Source organism: Lacibacter sp. MH-610 (assembly GCF_045780045.1).
GTDB lineage: Bacteria > Bacteroidota > Bacteroidia > Chitinophagales > Chitinophagaceae > Lacibacter.
On sequence record NZ_CP116002.1, the window covers coordinates 1,859,464 to 1,876,010 of the forward strand.

Annotated in this window: 16 protein-coding genes; 6 read left to right on the forward strand and 10 right to left on the reverse strand. The window is 38.5% G+C overall.

Annotation, left to right across the window (positions count from 1 at the left end):
• The first annotated feature begins 17 nt into the window (after positions 1 to 17).
• Both PDL71_RS08515 and PDL71_RS08520 read left to right on the forward strand, forming a co-directional pair.
• Positions 18 to 284: a hypothetical protein gene (locus PDL71_RS08515; protein WP_407528046.1), complete on the forward strand. Its 267-nt coding sequence runs from the start codon at positions 18 to 20 to the stop codon at positions 282 to 284.
• Between the two features lie 88 nt (positions 285 to 372).
• Complete coding sequence (locus tag PDL71_RS08520) at positions 373 to 873, forward strand: cupin domain-containing protein (RefSeq protein WP_407528049.1); 501 nt, start codon at positions 373 to 375, stop codon at positions 871 to 873.
• A gap of 3 nt (positions 874 to 876) precedes the next feature.
• On the opposite strand, the gene PDL71_RS08525 is transcribed toward PDL71_RS08520, so the two are convergent.
• Positions 877 to 1,233, reverse strand: a complete 357-nt coding sequence (locus tag PDL71_RS08525; RefSeq protein WP_407528051.1) for a hypothetical protein — start codon at positions 1,231 to 1,233, stop codon at positions 877 to 879.
• Positions 1,230 to 1,853 (reverse strand): RNA polymerase sigma factor, encoded by a 624-nt coding sequence (locus PDL71_RS08530; protein WP_407528054.1) that lies wholly within the window; start codon positions 1,851 to 1,853, stop codon positions 1,230 to 1,232. Before PDL71_RS08530 ends, PDL71_RS08525 begins: the two co-directional genes overlap by 4 nt.
• A gap of 264 nt (positions 1,854 to 2,117) precedes the next feature.
• On the opposite strand from PDL71_RS08530, the gene PDL71_RS08535 reads away from it, so the two are divergent.
• A complete protein-coding gene (locus tag PDL71_RS08535; RefSeq protein ID WP_407528057.1) occupies positions 2,118 to 2,885 on the forward strand; it encodes an NlpC/P60 family protein in 768 nt (255 codons plus the stop codon).
• A 320-nt stretch (positions 2,886 to 3,205) separates the two neighbouring features.
• Here the strand turns inward: PDL71_RS08535 and PDL71_RS08540 are convergent, their stop codons facing one another.
• From PDL71_RS08540 to PDL71_RS08575, 8 genes are all read right to left on the reverse strand, one after another.
• Positions 3,206 to 4,066 (reverse strand): AbiJ-NTD4 domain-containing protein, encoded by an 861-nt coding sequence (locus PDL71_RS08540; RefSeq protein ID WP_407528060.1) that lies wholly within the window; start codon positions 4,064 to 4,066, stop codon positions 3,206 to 3,208.
• A 227-nt stretch (positions 4,067 to 4,293) separates the two neighbouring features.
• On the reverse strand, positions 4,294 to 4,782 hold the full coding sequence (locus tag PDL71_RS08545; RefSeq protein ID WP_407528063.1) for a TSUP family transporter: 489 nt from the start codon (positions 4,780 to 4,782) through the stop codon (positions 4,294 to 4,296).
• Positions 4,783 to 4,828: 46 nt separating this feature from the next.
• Positions 4,829 to 5,371, reverse strand: coding sequence for an inorganic diphosphatase (locus PDL71_RS08550; RefSeq protein ID WP_407528066.1), 543 nt, complete (start codon positions 5,369 to 5,371; stop codon positions 4,829 to 4,831).
• Between the two features lie 170 nt (positions 5,372 to 5,541).
• Positions 5,542 to 6,993 carry a hypothetical protein gene (locus PDL71_RS08555; RefSeq protein WP_407528069.1) on the reverse strand — a complete coding sequence of 484 codons (1,452 nt, stop codon included), beginning with the start codon at positions 6,991 to 6,993 and terminating at the stop codon, positions 5,542 to 5,544.
• Between the two features lie 81 nt (positions 6,994 to 7,074).
• Positions 7,075 to 9,030, reverse strand: a complete 1,956-nt coding sequence (locus PDL71_RS08560) for a hypothetical protein (RefSeq protein WP_407528072.1) — start codon at positions 9,028 to 9,030, stop codon at positions 7,075 to 7,077.
• Positions 9,031 to 9,035: 5 nt separating this feature from the next.
• Positions 9,036 to 11,372: a tetratricopeptide repeat protein gene (locus PDL71_RS08565; protein ID WP_407528074.1), complete on the reverse strand. Its 2,337-nt coding sequence runs from the start codon at positions 11,370 to 11,372 to the stop codon at positions 9,036 to 9,038.
• A 61-nt stretch (positions 11,373 to 11,433) separates the two neighbouring features.
• Complete coding sequence (locus PDL71_RS08570) at positions 11,434 to 12,039, reverse strand: hypothetical protein (RefSeq protein ID WP_407528077.1); 606 nt, start codon at positions 12,037 to 12,039, stop codon at positions 11,434 to 11,436.
• Positions 12,040 to 12,082: 43 nt separating this feature from the next.
• Positions 12,083 to 13,348, reverse strand: a complete 1,266-nt coding sequence (locus PDL71_RS08575; RefSeq protein WP_407528079.1) for a hypothetical protein — start codon at positions 13,346 to 13,348, stop codon at positions 12,083 to 12,085.
• Positions 13,349 to 13,513: 165 nt separating this feature from the next.
• Here PDL71_RS08575 and PDL71_RS08580 point away from each other — a divergent pair, with 165 nt between their 5' ends.
• Genes PDL71_RS08580 through PDL71_RS08590 form a run of 3 tightly spaced genes read left to right on the forward strand, consistent with a single transcriptional unit; the run spans position 13,514 to position 16,546 of the window.
• Complete coding sequence (locus tag PDL71_RS08580) at positions 13,514 to 15,445, forward strand: tetratricopeptide repeat protein (protein ID WP_407528082.1); 1,932 nt, start codon at positions 13,514 to 13,516, stop codon at positions 15,443 to 15,445.
• Positions 15,446 to 16,069: a response regulator gene (locus PDL71_RS08585; RefSeq protein ID WP_407528085.1), complete on the forward strand. Its 624-nt coding sequence runs from the start codon at positions 15,446 to 15,448 to the stop codon at positions 16,067 to 16,069.
• Positions 16,070 to 16,546: a hypothetical protein gene (locus PDL71_RS08590; RefSeq protein WP_407528087.1), complete on the forward strand. Its 477-nt coding sequence runs from the start codon at positions 16,070 to 16,072 to the stop codon at positions 16,544 to 16,546. It begins immediately after the preceding gene.
• Position 16,547 lies beyond the last annotated feature (1 nt).

The following is a 16,547-nucleotide window of genomic DNA, read 5'->3' on the forward strand; positions in this document are numbered from 1 at the left end:
ACCTAAAACTTACAATGATGGATGCAAACAAAAAAGCCGAAAGCTGGCAAGACAAAGCTGAAGACAAACTCCAGGATTTAAAAGCAACCGCTACCGAATGGGCGGATAAAGTTGAAGACAAACTGGAAGAACTCAAAGACAAAGCAGAAGATAAATTTGAAGAGCTGCGGGATAAGGCAGAAGAACTGGGTGCCGACCTCAAAGAAAAAGCTTCTGATCTCTGGAACAAAGTGGTGGATAAATTTGATGGGGATGATGCGCCAAAGAAGGAAGAAACGAAGTGATTTTTTAACACGGAGAAAGGAGATACAGAGAATACAGATTAAATCAGTGTACCTCATTTACTCCTTTCTCTGTGTTTAATTTTATCTCATGGTTAGTCCGAAGCAATTAATTGAAACCTACAACCTGCAACCGCATCCCGAAGGCGGTTATTATGCCAGGACTTATTGCAGTGATGAACAGATTGCTGCAGCCCATTTGCCGGAACGTTTTACCGGCGATCGGTTTATATCCACAGCTATTTATTTTTTATTAGAAGGAAAACAGTTCTCCGCTTTTCACCGGATTAAAAGTGATGAGCTCTGGCATTTTTATGCAGGTACAGGTTTGCATATTTATGTGATTCATCCCGATGGGGCAGGAGAAGTGCTGATGCTGGGCAGTGATTTACAAAATGGATTCTTATTTCAGCAGGTGGTAAAAGCAGGCTGCTGGTTTGCTTCCAGGCCGGTTGATGAAAACGGATTTGCATTCGTAGGTTGCACGGTAGCTCCGGGTTTTGATTTTGAAGATTTTGAAATGGGGGAGCAGGAAGCGTTAATGAAAGAATATCCGCAACATGCACCATGGATCAAACAATTGTGCCGGTGATGATTACGGATTCCTCATTTTATAAATCACCATAAACGCAATCACAATTAAAACGAGAATGATAAATGTAGTGGCAATCAATAAACTTTGATTGGGCAGTTCCCTGCGTTTACGTTTTCTGCGTTTTTTTAATTGCTCGGTAAGAGCAGCGTTCAATTGAGCTGTGGCTGTATCAATCTGCTCTTTATCTTTTATCATCGCAAGTCCTTCTTCTGCATCGCTCAGCAGTTCATGTTCAGCCAAACGAAGTTCTATTTCATGCCGTTCTTCAGCCGAAAGTTTTCCGCTTAAGTAATCCAGCAATTGCTGCTCACTCACCTCTCCCTGCTCTTTTAATATGTTCAGCAATTGTTCGTTCATTGTTGCATGCCTTTGAGTAAAATCAGTTTCAAGTTACGCTTTCCGTTCTGAATATGGCTTTTTACCTGCATCAGGGAGTAACCTGTGAGTTCTGTTATTTCCAGGTAGCTTTTCTTTTCAATATAAAACAACTCAATACATTGTTTCTGTTCTGCATTCAGTTGCGGCAGTGCCTGTGTTAATTCGTTCAGCAGGTTTTCTTTGTGCAGCAGTTCTTCTTTATTGGCTTCTTCGGCAGGTGTGTAGGAATGCCGTTCGTTGAGCTCTGCCGGCAGTTTACCTTTGTCCCGCAATTTCATTAAGCAATGATTCTTGGCCACCATGTAAATCCAGCTCTTGAAATAATCCACTTTATATTTCCCCAGTTCGTGAATCGCTTTTTCAAACACCTGCTGCACGGCATCTTTCGCTTCCTCTTCATTCTTGAGGTATTTCATACACACACCATAGAGCAGTAAGGTATAACGTTGGAGTAAGATGCCCAGCCAGCGGTTGTTGCCGTCACTCTGGTAGTAAGCCAGCAGTTCAGAATCCGTTATGTGATTGTATTGATTCAGTACAGATGATTTATGTGCAATGATAAAAAAGAAACGATTAAGTTGCCACGGCTTGTCCTGCAATATGCGGGAGCGACAAAGAATAAATCCTTGCCGTCTTCCCTTCTTCCTGGTCTATTCTTTTTGTGTCTTCGTTCCTTTGTGGTTTTTTTAACCACGAATCTGCCTGTCGTCAGACAGGGACTCAAAGAACACCTCTTTACCTCTTCTTCTCTTTGTTTAATTATTTCAAGCAATTCCCTTTTTTGTTCACCCTCTTAATCTCAGCCTTGCACATCAGATGCAGGTACAACCGAAATTCCATATATTCACAGAAACGAATTTTGAATGAATAATACCGCCTTGTGTATTGTACCTGTAGCACCCATCCGCAGAGAGCCACGTCACGAAGCTGAAATTACTTCTCAATTGTTGTTTGGTGAAGCAGTAGAGCTCATTTCCAATCTTGGTGATTGGGTGGAAGTGATCTGCACCTATGATGGTTATGCCGGTTTTTGCATGCGCAATCAATTAACAGAAGTAGATTCCGTTATTGCCATGCAGGACCAGGTGCCGCTGGTAAACACCTGGAGCGGTATTATGATGGTGAATGAAGCACCCATGCATGTGCCCTTTGGCAGTGCCGTACCCGCACTCATCAGCAGCGAAACCACCTGGGGCAGTTACCGCATCAAGAGCAGCAGTAAGCTGGTGATGGAAGGTGCTTATGTGTTTGATGAAGAGAGTATTCGTTTTGTAGCGTTTCAATATTTAAACACACCTTATCTCTGGGGCGGACGTTCCGTGTTTGGTGTGGACTGCAGTGGTTTTGTACAGGTGGTGATGCGTTTCTTTGGCAAGCATCTGCCAAGGGATGCAGCGCATCAAAGTCTGCTGGGCGAAGATGTAGGTTTTTTACAGGAAGCCCGTTGTGGTGATTTGGCGTTCTTTGATGATGAAGAAGGAAAAATTATTCATGTAGGTCTCTTACTCAACGACCGTGAAATTCTCCACGCTGCCGGTCGTGTTCGCATTGATACCATTGACAATGCCGGCATTATTAACCGGGATAATTTTCAACGCACCCATAAGTTGAGGTTTGTGAAGAGGGTGTGAGAAAGTAGGAAGTGAAAAATTGCAAGTAAAAAGTAGGATTATGTTACGGGCACATGTGCAAGTGGCATCGTCCCTTGCGTCGCACACATCATAGCATGTGCATAGATGAGCGATGGTTTGATAAATTAAGCAGCTTTAATGGTACTGAAAAAAGCACAGCTCGGTTTGTATCTTCACGAAAAGAAATAATAGTGCAATTGATTTGGTTAGTGAACAAACAAATCAGGGCGTAAGTGCTCCTGTCAAACACCTTTACCCTAACAATTATTAATCATTTGATGAGCACATCAACTGATTAACTAAGGTTTGTCTCTTGGCTTTTATTTGATCGTTATACCAAGTTTCTTGCATTTGCCTACAAGATAGTTTATAAATGAACTACTAACTACAAGCATATATTTTGCGTCATCAAAGTCAGGATTATTATGCTCTTCAATAATTGCGTGTCGAATACCACTTTGCTTATTATTTGTGAACGCATAAATTTTATCAAATCCGCTCTTTAGTTGATCGTCAATTTTTATTCCTTTATGTTCCAATGAATTTAATGCTTTTCCAAGAGTTGATTCGCCGGTCAACACTCGGCAAGTAGTTTCTATAGCAGAAATTGATTCTTTAATTGAATTTCTATAGTCGGGATTTTTTCTATCAGATAATTTTTCAAGTGCATTTGTCAAATGGATATTTGCCCCACTTAGCGATGTGAAGTAATTTACTTGCTCAAGTGATTGCTGAATTTCATTGACCTCAATCTTGTTTGAGATGGGTGCTATCTTCCCGTCTATAAACCTATAAGCGGAAAACTCGTGTTCCAATAAACTATTAATCGCAGTAATAAAGTCTTTTGTGTTTATTTCATCAAAATCAAGGGAGGTCAAAAATTCTATAAAATCATAAGTTTCATACCACTGTCCTTTAAAAAAATTTTCTCTAATGAACTTTTCGGTCTTAAAGTCGTAATCTGGAATAGTATCAATAGGGAGTCTATAGAATTTGTGCCAGAGAATATTAGAAAAAAGATCAAAGTCTGTATCGCCACCGTATTTAGCTCTTCTTGAGATTCTATCTATAATATAAATTTTTGAAATGTTCCAAAGTCCATTTAATAAGTCTTCATCTATGCTCTCTAGCTGTATATTTTTTGTTGCTGGTTTTTTTCCTATTCTTTGTGAAAATTTCATTTAGGTACTTTTGTGTTTACTATTTTTGATAAATACAAAAACTTTTTCTATATGAAAGCTTAATTGATAGTTGGCTAAAATTTCAGTAAATAAAAATATTAAAGTTTTAAAAAACCAAAACTTAATTTTCTCTCTTAGTGGTTGGTAGGGACACCAACCACCTTTGTTACTAAAATTCTGTTTCGGCCGGGGGAGGGTACACTAACCGATAAACCGAATTAATAAAATCAGATCTTATTAAACAACGACATAAGTGACTTATCCCATCCCATCATCTTAAACGCTGTATAAAACAAAACAATCGCAAACACTTTCTTCAACACCTGCTGGTTTACATTCACGGCCAGCTTGCCACCAATCAATCCGCCAATGATAAAAGCAGCAGCAATAGTGAGTATCGCCTGCCATTGAATGGTGTTGCCCGTTTGCTGTCCCATTTTATAATACTGTAAAAAAGCAAGCAGTACCACGGGCATCATAATTACACCGAGCGATGTGCCCTGTGCCTGGTGCTGTGTATAATGCAGAAAGAATACCAATGCCGGCACCATTACAATTCCTCCGCCCACGCCCACCAGTCCGCTCAGGATGCCTGCCGCCAGCCCGATGAGGAGCAGCGTAATGATAGTTTGTGTATCCATTTGTTTGGTCATTGTTGTAGTGAATAGTGAATGAATAGGAGGTAGGATGTAGGAGGTAAGAAGTAGGAACGCCACAAATAATCAAGTCCTCCTTTACTCTTTCCCCTCCTTAATCTCTTAGCTACTTATTAAATTTCTCCTTATAAAATGCAATTGCTTCTTGAATAATCACATACGCTTCTTCTTTGCTTTGAAACTTATCAATCTCCACCACTTTATTCTCCAGTACTTTGTATTGCTCAAAATATTGTTTGAGTTCATTAAAGAAATGTTCGGGCATTTCGCTCACATCATTGATGTGTTTTACCATGGGGTCGTTACTGGCCACGGCTATGATTTTATCATCATGCTCGCCCTGGTCAATCATTTGCATATTGCCGATGACATTTGCTTCAACTAAGCAAAGTGGTTGAATGGCTTGTGAACATAAAACAAGAATATCCAATGGATCACCATCCTGCCCCAAAGTTTGCGGAATGAATCCATAGTTTACCGGATACATAAACGAGGAGTAAATCACACGGTCCAGTCGTAACAAACCGGTGTCTTTATCAATTTCATATTTACTGCGGCTGCCTTGTGAAATTTCAATCAATGCATTAACACGTTCGGGGGCTTTAGGACCATAATGAGCGCCATGCCAGGGGTGAAGAACAGTAATCATTTTTAAACAGTTATTGAAAGCCGAAGTTAATAAGTTTTTGAATGGTTAAAAAAGGAAAAAGCAGTGTAAGAACACACTGCTTTTGTAGATGAATTTCTGTTTGATTGGTAATTTAAATTTGCCGGTAACTCTTAATTATAAATAGTAGGTGCCATTTTTTTAAACTTCTCTCATTTTCTTTTCGACAAACCTGTAAAAATTCCGCTTCCGGGATAGTTGGCATCATTCATCCACAATACTCTTCCGCCTTTGATGGCCGAGAAATAAACATCAAACGTTTTTTCTTTTCCGCCGATGTTTGAAAAAATCATTTGCCAATTATTAATTGATTTAAAACTGCCATCGCTTTTTGTTTGAGCTGCATTCATTACACCTCCACCTGCATTGGTCATCACGGCTTCCCAGTGATAGTTGTTACCACTGCTGAAGTCAAACCATTCTGATGCAGAAAAAGTGCTCATGCCGGTTGCATTGCCTGTGTAGTAGTTGTAATAAAAGGTATTACTGGCATAGTTAGCATTCCATCTGCCGGTATTATCCAGATCAGAAGTTGCAACTGCAAACTTGTTTCTGCCAAACATGTTGTCAAGTTTATTATAAATATCCGCCTCATCTGCCTTTATCACTACTCCCTGACTGTTATCAACTACATAGCCTCCTGAGTATTCGGTTACTTTGGCCCAACGTATCGTTTCAGGGTTAAAGCCAAATTCCTGTGTAAAGGTTTGAACATCGGGTGTAATTACCTCCATCCATCCGGCACCTCTGCGAAACAGTACAACAAAAACGGAGTTGCCTGAATTTACTTCTGTTACTGTTCCCATTCCAAAATAAGGCCGGTTGTTTATTTCAACATAAGCTGTTTTATAATTTGCTAATTGAGAATAGCGGGGGGCAACCAATATATTCCATGCTGCAGTAGTTAGTTGATCCGGTGCTGCCGGAAAAACGGTTCCTTCTTTTGGAAAATGTAATAATATTTTGATGTTTCCTTTTGTTACTTCCACCCAATCTTCCTGGATGGTGCTTGTCCAGCCATCATCAAAGTTGGTAGTATTAAAAGCGTAACCGTTACTTGTATAATTTGTTGGTGGGGTTGTTGTTGATTGTTGTTGAGTGTTTACTTGTGGCTCTGTAGTTGTTTGTTGCTGAATATTTGTTTGCTGCTCGGTAATGGTTTGTTGCTGTAGGTTGGAAGTGTTGAATGCAGCAGGGGCGGCACCTAATTCTCCAAAATAAAGTTGCGTCTCGGTTTTCTTTGTTTCAAAATACAGAATTAAATAGCGGTTGTCTTTTTGAAGCCATGCAAATTTATCATCCGTTTCCAGAGGAACAATCGTATAGCCTAGATTGATTAGATGTTCTACTAATGAGTCTGCAGTAAAATTAGCCACAGCAGGAATCGTTAATACTTCTACTTTAGATACAGATGAACCTGCTTTTTTAGTTTCCAGTTCAAATAAGGTTTTAGCAGTAAGTTCCGTAAGAAAACGACTGTCCTGTTTACTGCCTGCTGGTAAACTGATTCCTGTAAAAGTAGATTGATTGACGGGGATTACTTTTTTTTGAGCACTTGCAGCCATGCCATGTAAAATAATAACCAGAAAAAAAAGTTGTTTCATTTGAATGCTGTTTGTGTTTCAAAAATATCTGAGTAGCCCATTTTTTTTTATCCCTTAAAAAAGGGAATTATAATTCGGCGTTTATTCTTTTGTAATTTTTACATTACTGATATATACTCCGGTTTCTTTTGCGTTTGTAGTAAAGTTTTCCCAACTGATGGTATTAAAAAAAAGACCTGGAGGTATTTTGCAATCTTTACAGTTACTTCCGTAAGCCAGTTTCATATCTGTAAATGAACCTGCTACTTTTTTGTTATTGATTGATAATTGGATTTCTCCAGTAGTAAAACGCAGTTGTACCTGTATTTTTCTTTTTTTATTTGAGAATTCAGTAAGGCTTTTTGTATAGAAAGCTCCTTCAGTAAAGTTTTCACGGAAGAGCGGCGGGTTGGTATGCAGTTCAAGTTTTGCTTCGCCGGTATAATTGTTATTGCTAAGATCGTTTTCATTGCCTGCCCTGATAGTAAGTTTTAACCAGGCGCCATCTTTTGTTTTATTTTCTGCTCCTGTTGCAAGTAATGGATATGTACTCATATAGAGCATTACAGCGCCACCCGTTCTGCTGCTGAATTCATCAGTGGCTATATCGAAACTGATTGTACAATTTTGTGGCAATGGTTTCTTTAACTTGAAAGGTGATACTGAATTATTGTATCCCAATTTCAGCCATTTGCCGGGTTCGTTTTTAAGCGTTCTAATGGTGGAATGCTCACCGGTAGTACTCATCTTCCAGCCTTTGGCATTAGCGCCTTCAGCATTTGAAGAAAAATCATCTGCCAGTAATACATTGGGCGTTGTGCTTGTATTGGTTATACCGGCCGTTTCTGTGCCCTTTTTTCTATAGGCATCTAAACGTGCTTTAAGTTCACCTTCGTTGGCAGGTGTATAGGGCTTGCCTTTTACTTTTTCAGGATCAAAGAAGTAATTATATGCATACTCATAATTGAAGTTTTCAATAACAGATTTGTACATTTCATATTCCTGGTTGCCATCTGTTTTTGTTCTGTAGGGTACTGATATATTCAGCCATTGCGGTTGGTCTGTCTTACATTTTTGAAGTAATTCTTTTGAGTATTTATAAACCCTGTAATAGTCTTTATTATTCAACGCTAATTCACGAATAACAAACGGATCGGGGTCAGTTTCAAAACTATAAATATTCATGCTGTAATTACTTACTATGGCAGGCTCATTTAATGTAGCACTATGTTTTGTTTTCAATTTTTGAATATTGAGGAGATATTTTTCCATTACTTTCTTTCGGCCCTGATATGCTCTTTCAACAGCTTCTTTATCACGTGTGCCGAATTCTTGCTCAACTGTCATTTTCAATTCTTTCAAAAGTATATCGTATGATTCTTCAGCCATTTGTAATAATTCTCCTTTTGTAACAGCAACGATTGGAAGTTTATTACCGGGGACAAGGAAGATGGATTGTACCTGTTTATTTTGCCATGTTAACCATGGATATAGATTAGGATGAATTTTCTGATCAGCTTTTTTTCTTTCATCACCAATTAAGTTACTTCCTGTTTTATCTTCTTCCCAGGTAAACACATAACGGTCATCATTATTGATCCATGATATGGGCCAGGTGCCAGGCAAAGTATTTACCTCAACATCAAAACGTGTATATTCTTCTGATACGGGTTTGAAATGTCCTTTGGCATCTAACCATCTTCCATTGTAAGTATAGGAAACATTCCATACACGGAAATCTACACCATATGAATGTGGGGGATAGCGTTTAATAGGTCTATATTCGCCTTCTGAAATGAAGTATCCATGCTTATGTGTCCCTAAGCCGCCTACAGGCGTATAGGTTTGGCGCATCCATCTGATAATGTCATTTAAATGTTCCTGTTGTTTTACAGAAAACGTTTTGCCTTCACCTGTTTGCGGTGTGGTTGCTTTTTTGGGTGCTGAACTATACCAGCCAATTATACTGTCCTGTATTCTTTCTTCAGGGGTCAGTTGGGCCGTTAAATGATTAAGTAAAAAAAATATAGAAACTATAAATGCACTTATCTTCTTCATGTTGGTTATTTTAATTTTGAAAATGAACTTTCACCTTTTGCGCTGTAACCACTGTTCACACTCCAGCGGCTATCAGCACTTACCTTTACAGAAGGTGCAGCAGGTAAACTTAGTTTTACCGTTTCGGGTTCAGTTACTTTTCCTGATTTAGAGATCATTCCCGGTGTCATTTCTACTTTATTGTCCACTTCCATTTTGCTTGCAATATCCAGTTCTGATTTTTCTTTTACAATAAAGTCGGCTATGATTCCATCTTCACTTCTTGTAAGTTCCATACTTGCACCCAGTTCATTTTTTAATCCTATTTCTACCGGCGCTTCTTCTTCCAGTGTCTTTGGAAGTAAGCTTAATTCTTTATCAATCCCCAGTTCAACACTTCCTTTTTTAAATCCTTTTTCATCAATTTCGGCTTCCATATTCACATCAATTCCTTTTATTTCAGTACCAATACTGCCGTTACCTTTTTCAAAGTTTCCTTTTTCATCAAACTCAGCACCTACTTTTATTTTTACGCCTTTTACTTCAATGCCAACGGATGCCTGCTCAACAAAGCCATCAAAATTTGCTCTTAAGCTGGCATCAAAAGGAATTAATATCGGATTTAAATGAACACTCATTGTATTGCAGCGCATGACAATAGTGCCTAAGCCGGGTGTATAAATCCAATTAAATATTTTACAGTTTACTTCATCAAAGTCATTCAATGGCTTTAAAATGCTGTATTCCTGTTTTTTCTTAAGATCAGAAGTGCAGGGATAGCCTAAATCACTTTCATGAAATAATTCATATAATTTATCAAGAAAGCCTATCCGTAAGTTCAATACTATTAATTGAGCAGTGGCATCTGTATTGGCAGTAGAGGGGTAGTAATAGTATATGTTATAAAATTCAGTAAGCCAGAATGAAACGGATAGCTCATTGAATTTACGATTCAGCTGATTTGTTTTTTCAAGAAATTCATTGATGATGGGCAGCTGACCTTCACAGTTCGCCTGCTTGTTTGCGCCATTTCTGATTTCTTCGTCAAATCGGTTGCGTTCTTTTTCTAAAGCTGTATTGAATTTAATAGTCAGTTCGGTTTTTTGTTTTATGACCAAAGCCAAATTTTCAGTGTATTGCTTTAAACGACGATCAAAGTCCTTAGTATAACTGTTGTATCGTTCAACGGCTTTGGAATGATAGGGTGAATGAATATTAAACCTTGCGGCCTGTGCTTTTTTATAGAAAGCCTGTTCTCCGGCACTTACGTTTTTACTTGCCAATTCTATTTGCCTTGTAATCTTTTCTTTTTCTGTTTTAATGTATTCCCTGAAGGCACGCCATTGTAATTCTATATTACTTCCCAAAGCCGTTGCATAAGTTTTTGGCACCATCGCTGCATATTCATGTAAGTTAAACGTGGTGGAGTAATATACTCTTGGGGCATAAAATCTCACAGGCTTGTATTCGTTAGCTTCCAGCTCTTTTAAGAGGTTTGTTTTTGGAGTGGTGATGCTGTGTTTTAAAGAGCGGTGCAAAGCTGCAATTGATTCGCCTTTTTTGCCTCTTGCTTTCAGAAGTAAACATTTTGTATAGTTTGCCTGTGGATGGTAAGTATAAACACGAATTGCGCTGTCTAAATATTTTTCGCCTTTCTGTTCATCTCCCAGTTGCAGCCAGGCCTGCCCTAAGTTGTTAAGTATGGTGCTGTTGTTTTTATGTACACTGTTTAACTTTTCAAGAATCGGAATGGCAATATGCGCCGCACCACCCATTGTTAAATAGGAAGCAAAGTTATTAAGATGGTCAGCATTAGGGATTGCTTCCGCTGCTTTTCCCATCAGGTAAGTAGCAGATTCTTTATAACCCATCATCCACATACCATTGGCTGCGGAGGCAATCATGTATCCGTAATAGGGGTCATTTTTAAACTGCTCAATGATTTTATCAGCCATTTGCCTTGCTTCAGGTTTAATAACCGATGGAATGGATAAGTTAGTCTTCTTAATAAATGAAGCTAATTGCTCTTTCGAAAAAATCGTTTTAGGAAGCGTATTGATGAGCGCTGTTTTTCTTGCGGGTACTACTCTGTTTTCATCTTCCCATGCATCCGCCAAATGTTTATCAGTAACACCTTGCATGTTTTTCTTATTCGGAAGCTTGATACCAATGCTGTCGTACATTCTCTTTTGTTCCGGTGTCATGTTTTTTAAGATGTTATCCATCTCTTTCATCATGTCATCCATTTCTTTTTGGGTGGGTGGTTTTTCCTGCGGTTTTACCGGTTTGGGTTTGTTTTGCGCAAATGTATTGCTGCATGCTAAGAGTAAAAACACGAAAAATAGTGATGAATAAAATTTCACAGCTGCTGTTTTAAATGTTATCTATAGTGTTCAGAATTTGTTATTTGAAATTATTTTTTACTTAGTTAAATCCTGTCGCATCTTTTAGAATAGTTGATATGATGGGTGTAAAACTTCCATCAGCCCTGCATTCAAAGAATTTTTCCCAATCATTTAGAAATCCACTGGTATTATTGAACACAATTGTTTTTTTACCAAGCGTTGGATGAAGATTGCCATTCTGATCTTTGAATTCCAATGTTACACTGATACCTTCAATACGCCATGCATCTGTGAACAGGTGTGGCAGATACAAAATGCGGAGTATAATGCCTGATTGCTGAATATCAGTTAACAAAAAACTGCCGATGTTTACAGTATTCGTCCATTTATATAATCCAAACTCATTGGTGCTGTTTACCTGCATTTCATTTCTGGTATTGGAACCCGGTTGTTGAAAAAGAATACCTTTCCCTTTTTGTATAAGCCATACAGTTACTTCAGATGGGAATTCCTTATTGTCTCTTCCGGTAGTAATGCTCACACGGGCATTGGTTAATGTATAAACCGGTACTTGTGAAGTTTTAATTGGTTTAAGAGTTGTTATTCTCGTAGGATTTAATATTTGTGCATTAACTGTTGCCATCTCTAACAGGGTGAGTATGGTAACTATAAATAACTTGTTCATTTTAAGTTGATTTGTTTTCTGAAAAAAGGTTTTCTAAACTGCTTTACCTGATGTTGCTTGTTGCAGATGCTGCGGCCTTCGTCATTACCCACAACCCACCACCACTAACACTGGTTCCGGAGCCCCAGGTACCATTCAACTTTGAACCATTGAGTGTTGCAGCAAATGAAAAAGCACTATTGTTTGCAGTATATCTGTACGTTCCGCTTATTTGATTATTTGTAAATCTGTATGTGCCTGTTGCGATACTTCTTCCAGAGCCATCAAGTACTTGCATGGTGCCGTCTGCATTCAATTGAAAGGAATAAAAATTAGGATTGTTATTGCTGCCGTTTCCATATGTGCCTTTCCAGATACCTGTAATGGCAACCGGGGACGCAACAGTTGAAGGTATATTTTGTATAGGTTGAGGTGTAGCTATTTTATATGTTTGGTTTGTTGCTGTATTTGATGGAGAAGATGTTGGTGAGGTATTGTTAACTGTATTTGTAGTTTGTGAGGGCACAAATTCTATTTTAATAAGTATTGTATAAATGCCATGATCCCGTAAATTGCCCACCGCTGTTTCATCATAATGCACAGCAATTACACCTTTCCCAAAACCCATATCACTATTACTGAGGAATGCAAGATTGGGGGTAGTAATTGCAAGAAACTTGGGCGAGAAATCGCCGTATTTTTCCATCCCTATTGGCCTTGTTCCGGGCTTCCCCAATTCACCCTGCTCGCCCCCTGCTTTTAATTTGGGCATACCAAGTTGACTTGCACCCAGAATAATGGCAGTTGGGTCCATCGTTAAGATGCCAATTCCAATTGCAAGAGGAGCAATTTTTTGATTAATCGAATAACCTATACTTTGAATAGTTGAACTAAAGCTGGCCTGATTATCAGCAATGGGATCTTGTTCCCATCCGGTAGGTATTACAGTTAAGATATCGCCATTTGTCATATCATATTCACCCAATAACAAGGACGTTCTGTAATTGTCACCGGCTTTAATACCGCCTTTGTTATTGTTAAACATATCTACACATGAACCCACACTAATGCGATTTGAAAATTGGCCTGTAGCGTCGCCATATACCGGAGTTCTTTTTTCATAGTTCAATTTTGTATTACCATTTTTGTCGCCCAACAAAAATGAAAATGTAAAATATACTTCATCTCCCTTGCCATCTGTATTGAGGATGTCATCCCATGTTTCTCTGATACAATCAAAACCTGCGAATGAAATTCGAACTCGACCTGTTTGAGACCAGCTGCTTAAAGTGAATAACAGCATTGTAGTAAGGGCAATCATCTTTTTCATGTTTATTTTTTTTGTGACGTAAAAGTGTTGAAATGCGAAATGAGAATCTATCCCTTAAAAAATGGATATTTCAAAAGTTGTTTGAAAATCCCTTGAAAAAGGGAGATACATCTATAAAATGTGTGATTTTATTTGCAGTGTGCTAAATTGATTTTATATTAAACAATGAAACAACTGCTATTTTATATCACTCTCGTTATTTGTTCAATAACTCATGCACAGGAATATGTGAACAAGGATAGTCTTTTGAAGTTGCTGCCAACTATAAAAGAAGATTCAGCAGGGGCTGAATTTTATATAGTGCTTGGGCAGCAATATGAAAGCAGTGAAACAGAGCTGGCAAAATATTATTATCAAAAAGCAGGCCTCATCAGCGAAAAACTCAATTATCAACCCGGGATACTTCGTTATATTTTCAATTACACATTTGTGCTCAATATGCAGGGACGGTTTGACTCCGGCCTGGCACTTAATTTAAAAGCAGTAGCTATTGCACGGAAATTGAATGACCCGGTGATGCTTGGGAAAGCGCTGTTTAACGCTGGCTCTTCATACAGGATGCTGGCGCAATTTGAAAAAGCAATTGCTTTATACGACGAAGGACGCAAAATATTCGCTTCAAATGGAGATAGTTTATTAATGGCCAGGAGTTATGATATTATCCAAATGCTGTATTACAATCTTGAAAACTATGATAAGGGAATCTATTATGGCGAAACAGCAGTAAAATGGCTGCGTACCATTGATGATCCTTTATGGCTGGGTACTACTTTGAATAATTTAGGAATGAACTATTTTAAGAAGGGCAATTATGAAAAAGCAAAGGATGCCTGGATGGAAGCGCTGGCTATTGGTAAAAAAACCGGTAACGTGGAGATGGAAGGTTCGCAAATGCTTAATCTTGGAGAACTGTATACTGCAACGGGAGCATACGCAGTGCTTCAACAGTACTATCAAAAAGCATTGGAGCTTTATACGAAACTGGATGGGGCTGAAGGCATTGCTATTGCTTTACGTGGACTTGCCATTTATGAATTTTTCAACAATAATTATATTGCTTCAAGGGAATATGCAATAAAATCACTGGAAGTGACTGATAAAAACAACCTGCAACTTGAAAAACGGAAAACACTGGAAACTTTATCCTACATCTCTTTCGCTTTACATGATTTGAAAAAGGGACAGCAATATTTGCTGGAAGCAAATGCTCTTTCAGATAGCTTGCTGAATGATCGTATTCGTAAAACATCTATAGAAACTGAAACAAAATATGAAACGGCAAAAAAGGATGCGCAGATACAATTGCAGCAGGTAACCATAAAGCAAAAAAATATGCTCAACTATTTTTTGATATCAGGTGCTGCGGCTTTACTCATCATTTCGTTGCTGGGCTATCGTAATTATACACATAAGCAACATATACAGCAGCAGCGCATCAATGAACTTGAAACGCAACAGCAACTCGCCGCAACTGAAGCAGTGCTCAAAGGAGAGGAGCAGGAACGAACCCGTCTTGCCAAAGATTTGCATGATGGCCTTGGTGGAATGCTCAGCGGTATTAAATATTCAATGAATACTATGAAAGGAAATCTAATCATGACGCCTGACAATGCACAGGCTTTTGAACGCAGCATGGATATGCTGGACAGTTCTATTAAAGAAATGCGGCGTGTAGCACATAACCTTATGCCCGAAGCATTGGTAAAGTTTGGGTTGGATACAGCGCTTAAAGATTTTTGTAATGATATTCATCAATCAGGTGCATTGCAGGTTAGCTATCAATCTGTAGGAATGGAAGGTCATGAGCCTGATCAAACAACAGCTATTACTATCTTTAGAATTGTACAGGAGTTATTGAATAATACATTGAAACATGCCGGGGCTAAAAATGCTATTGTTCAGCTTAACAGAACAGAGAAACAACTTTCAGTGACGGTGGAAGATGATGGTAAAGGGTTCAATACAACTATTCTTCAGCAAAAGGGTGGCATTGGCTGGAGTAATATTCAAAACCGTGTGGAGTTTATGAAAGGAACATTGGATGTACAATCAGCAGAAGGTAAAGGAACATCAGTACATATTGAAATCAGTTTGTAAATGAATATCAAAGTTTTTATAGTGGATGATCATTACATGGTAGTAGAAGGTATTCGTACCATGCTCCAAACAGAATCAACGATTGATTGGCTGGGGCATGCCTCCAATGCTGATTCCTGCCTGGCTTTTTTACAACAGCAGCAACCGGATGTATTATTGATGGATATTAATATGCCAGGCAAAAGCGGCATTGAATTGTGCAGTGAAGTAAAACAGAAATACCCCGGTGTATTTGTTTTGGCACTTAGTACATTCAATCAACAAAGTTTTATTGAAAAGATGATGCAGAATGGTGCATCAGGTTATGTGCTGAAAAATGCATCACAATATGAATTGATGGAAGCAATAGGAACAGTAGCCAAAGGGAAAACATTCTTAAGTGATGAAGCTGCTGCGGCTTTGCGTAAAGACATCAACAGTACTGCACCGGTAATCACCCGAAGAGAAAAAGAAGTATTAGAATTACTTGCAGATGGACTGACCAATCATGAAATTGCTGAAAAATTATTTTTAAGCCATACGACTGTTGACAGCCATCGTAAAAGTTTGGTAACAAAATTGAAAGCTAAAAACACACCTGAGTTAATTAAGCTGGCTTTCGTACACAAACTAATCGGAGCATAAATGAAATGGATTTTATTCATTTCGCTGCTATGTTCAGGTGCTATACTATCTGCACAGGATACAATTCAGCGGGCGAAAATATCAGGAATGCAACCAGGCAGGATTCTTTCATCAAACAGAATCATAAAGCCAACCCTTACAACAGAACAAAAAATAGTGGCAAGCATCAATTTATTTCTCGATTCAATGGTTCGTACGGCAGATGCAAGTCCTTTTTTTATTCAGAAAATAAAAACCGGTGTGAGTAATATATTATTTGGATTCCGGAGAACGGGTGCATTAACAGGTGCCGGCCAGCAAGAACAGGCATTCTTTGTTCAATGTAATGTACAAACCATGACACAAAAAGATATTGCTGATGGACGACTTGTATTAATAGCAGGGTATGCTTTGCTGAAACCTGCTGAGTTTGAAATTCGCCGTTTTGAACGGATACTTATCAATAAGACTCCACTTCAATACACTTCTCAGTTCTGAG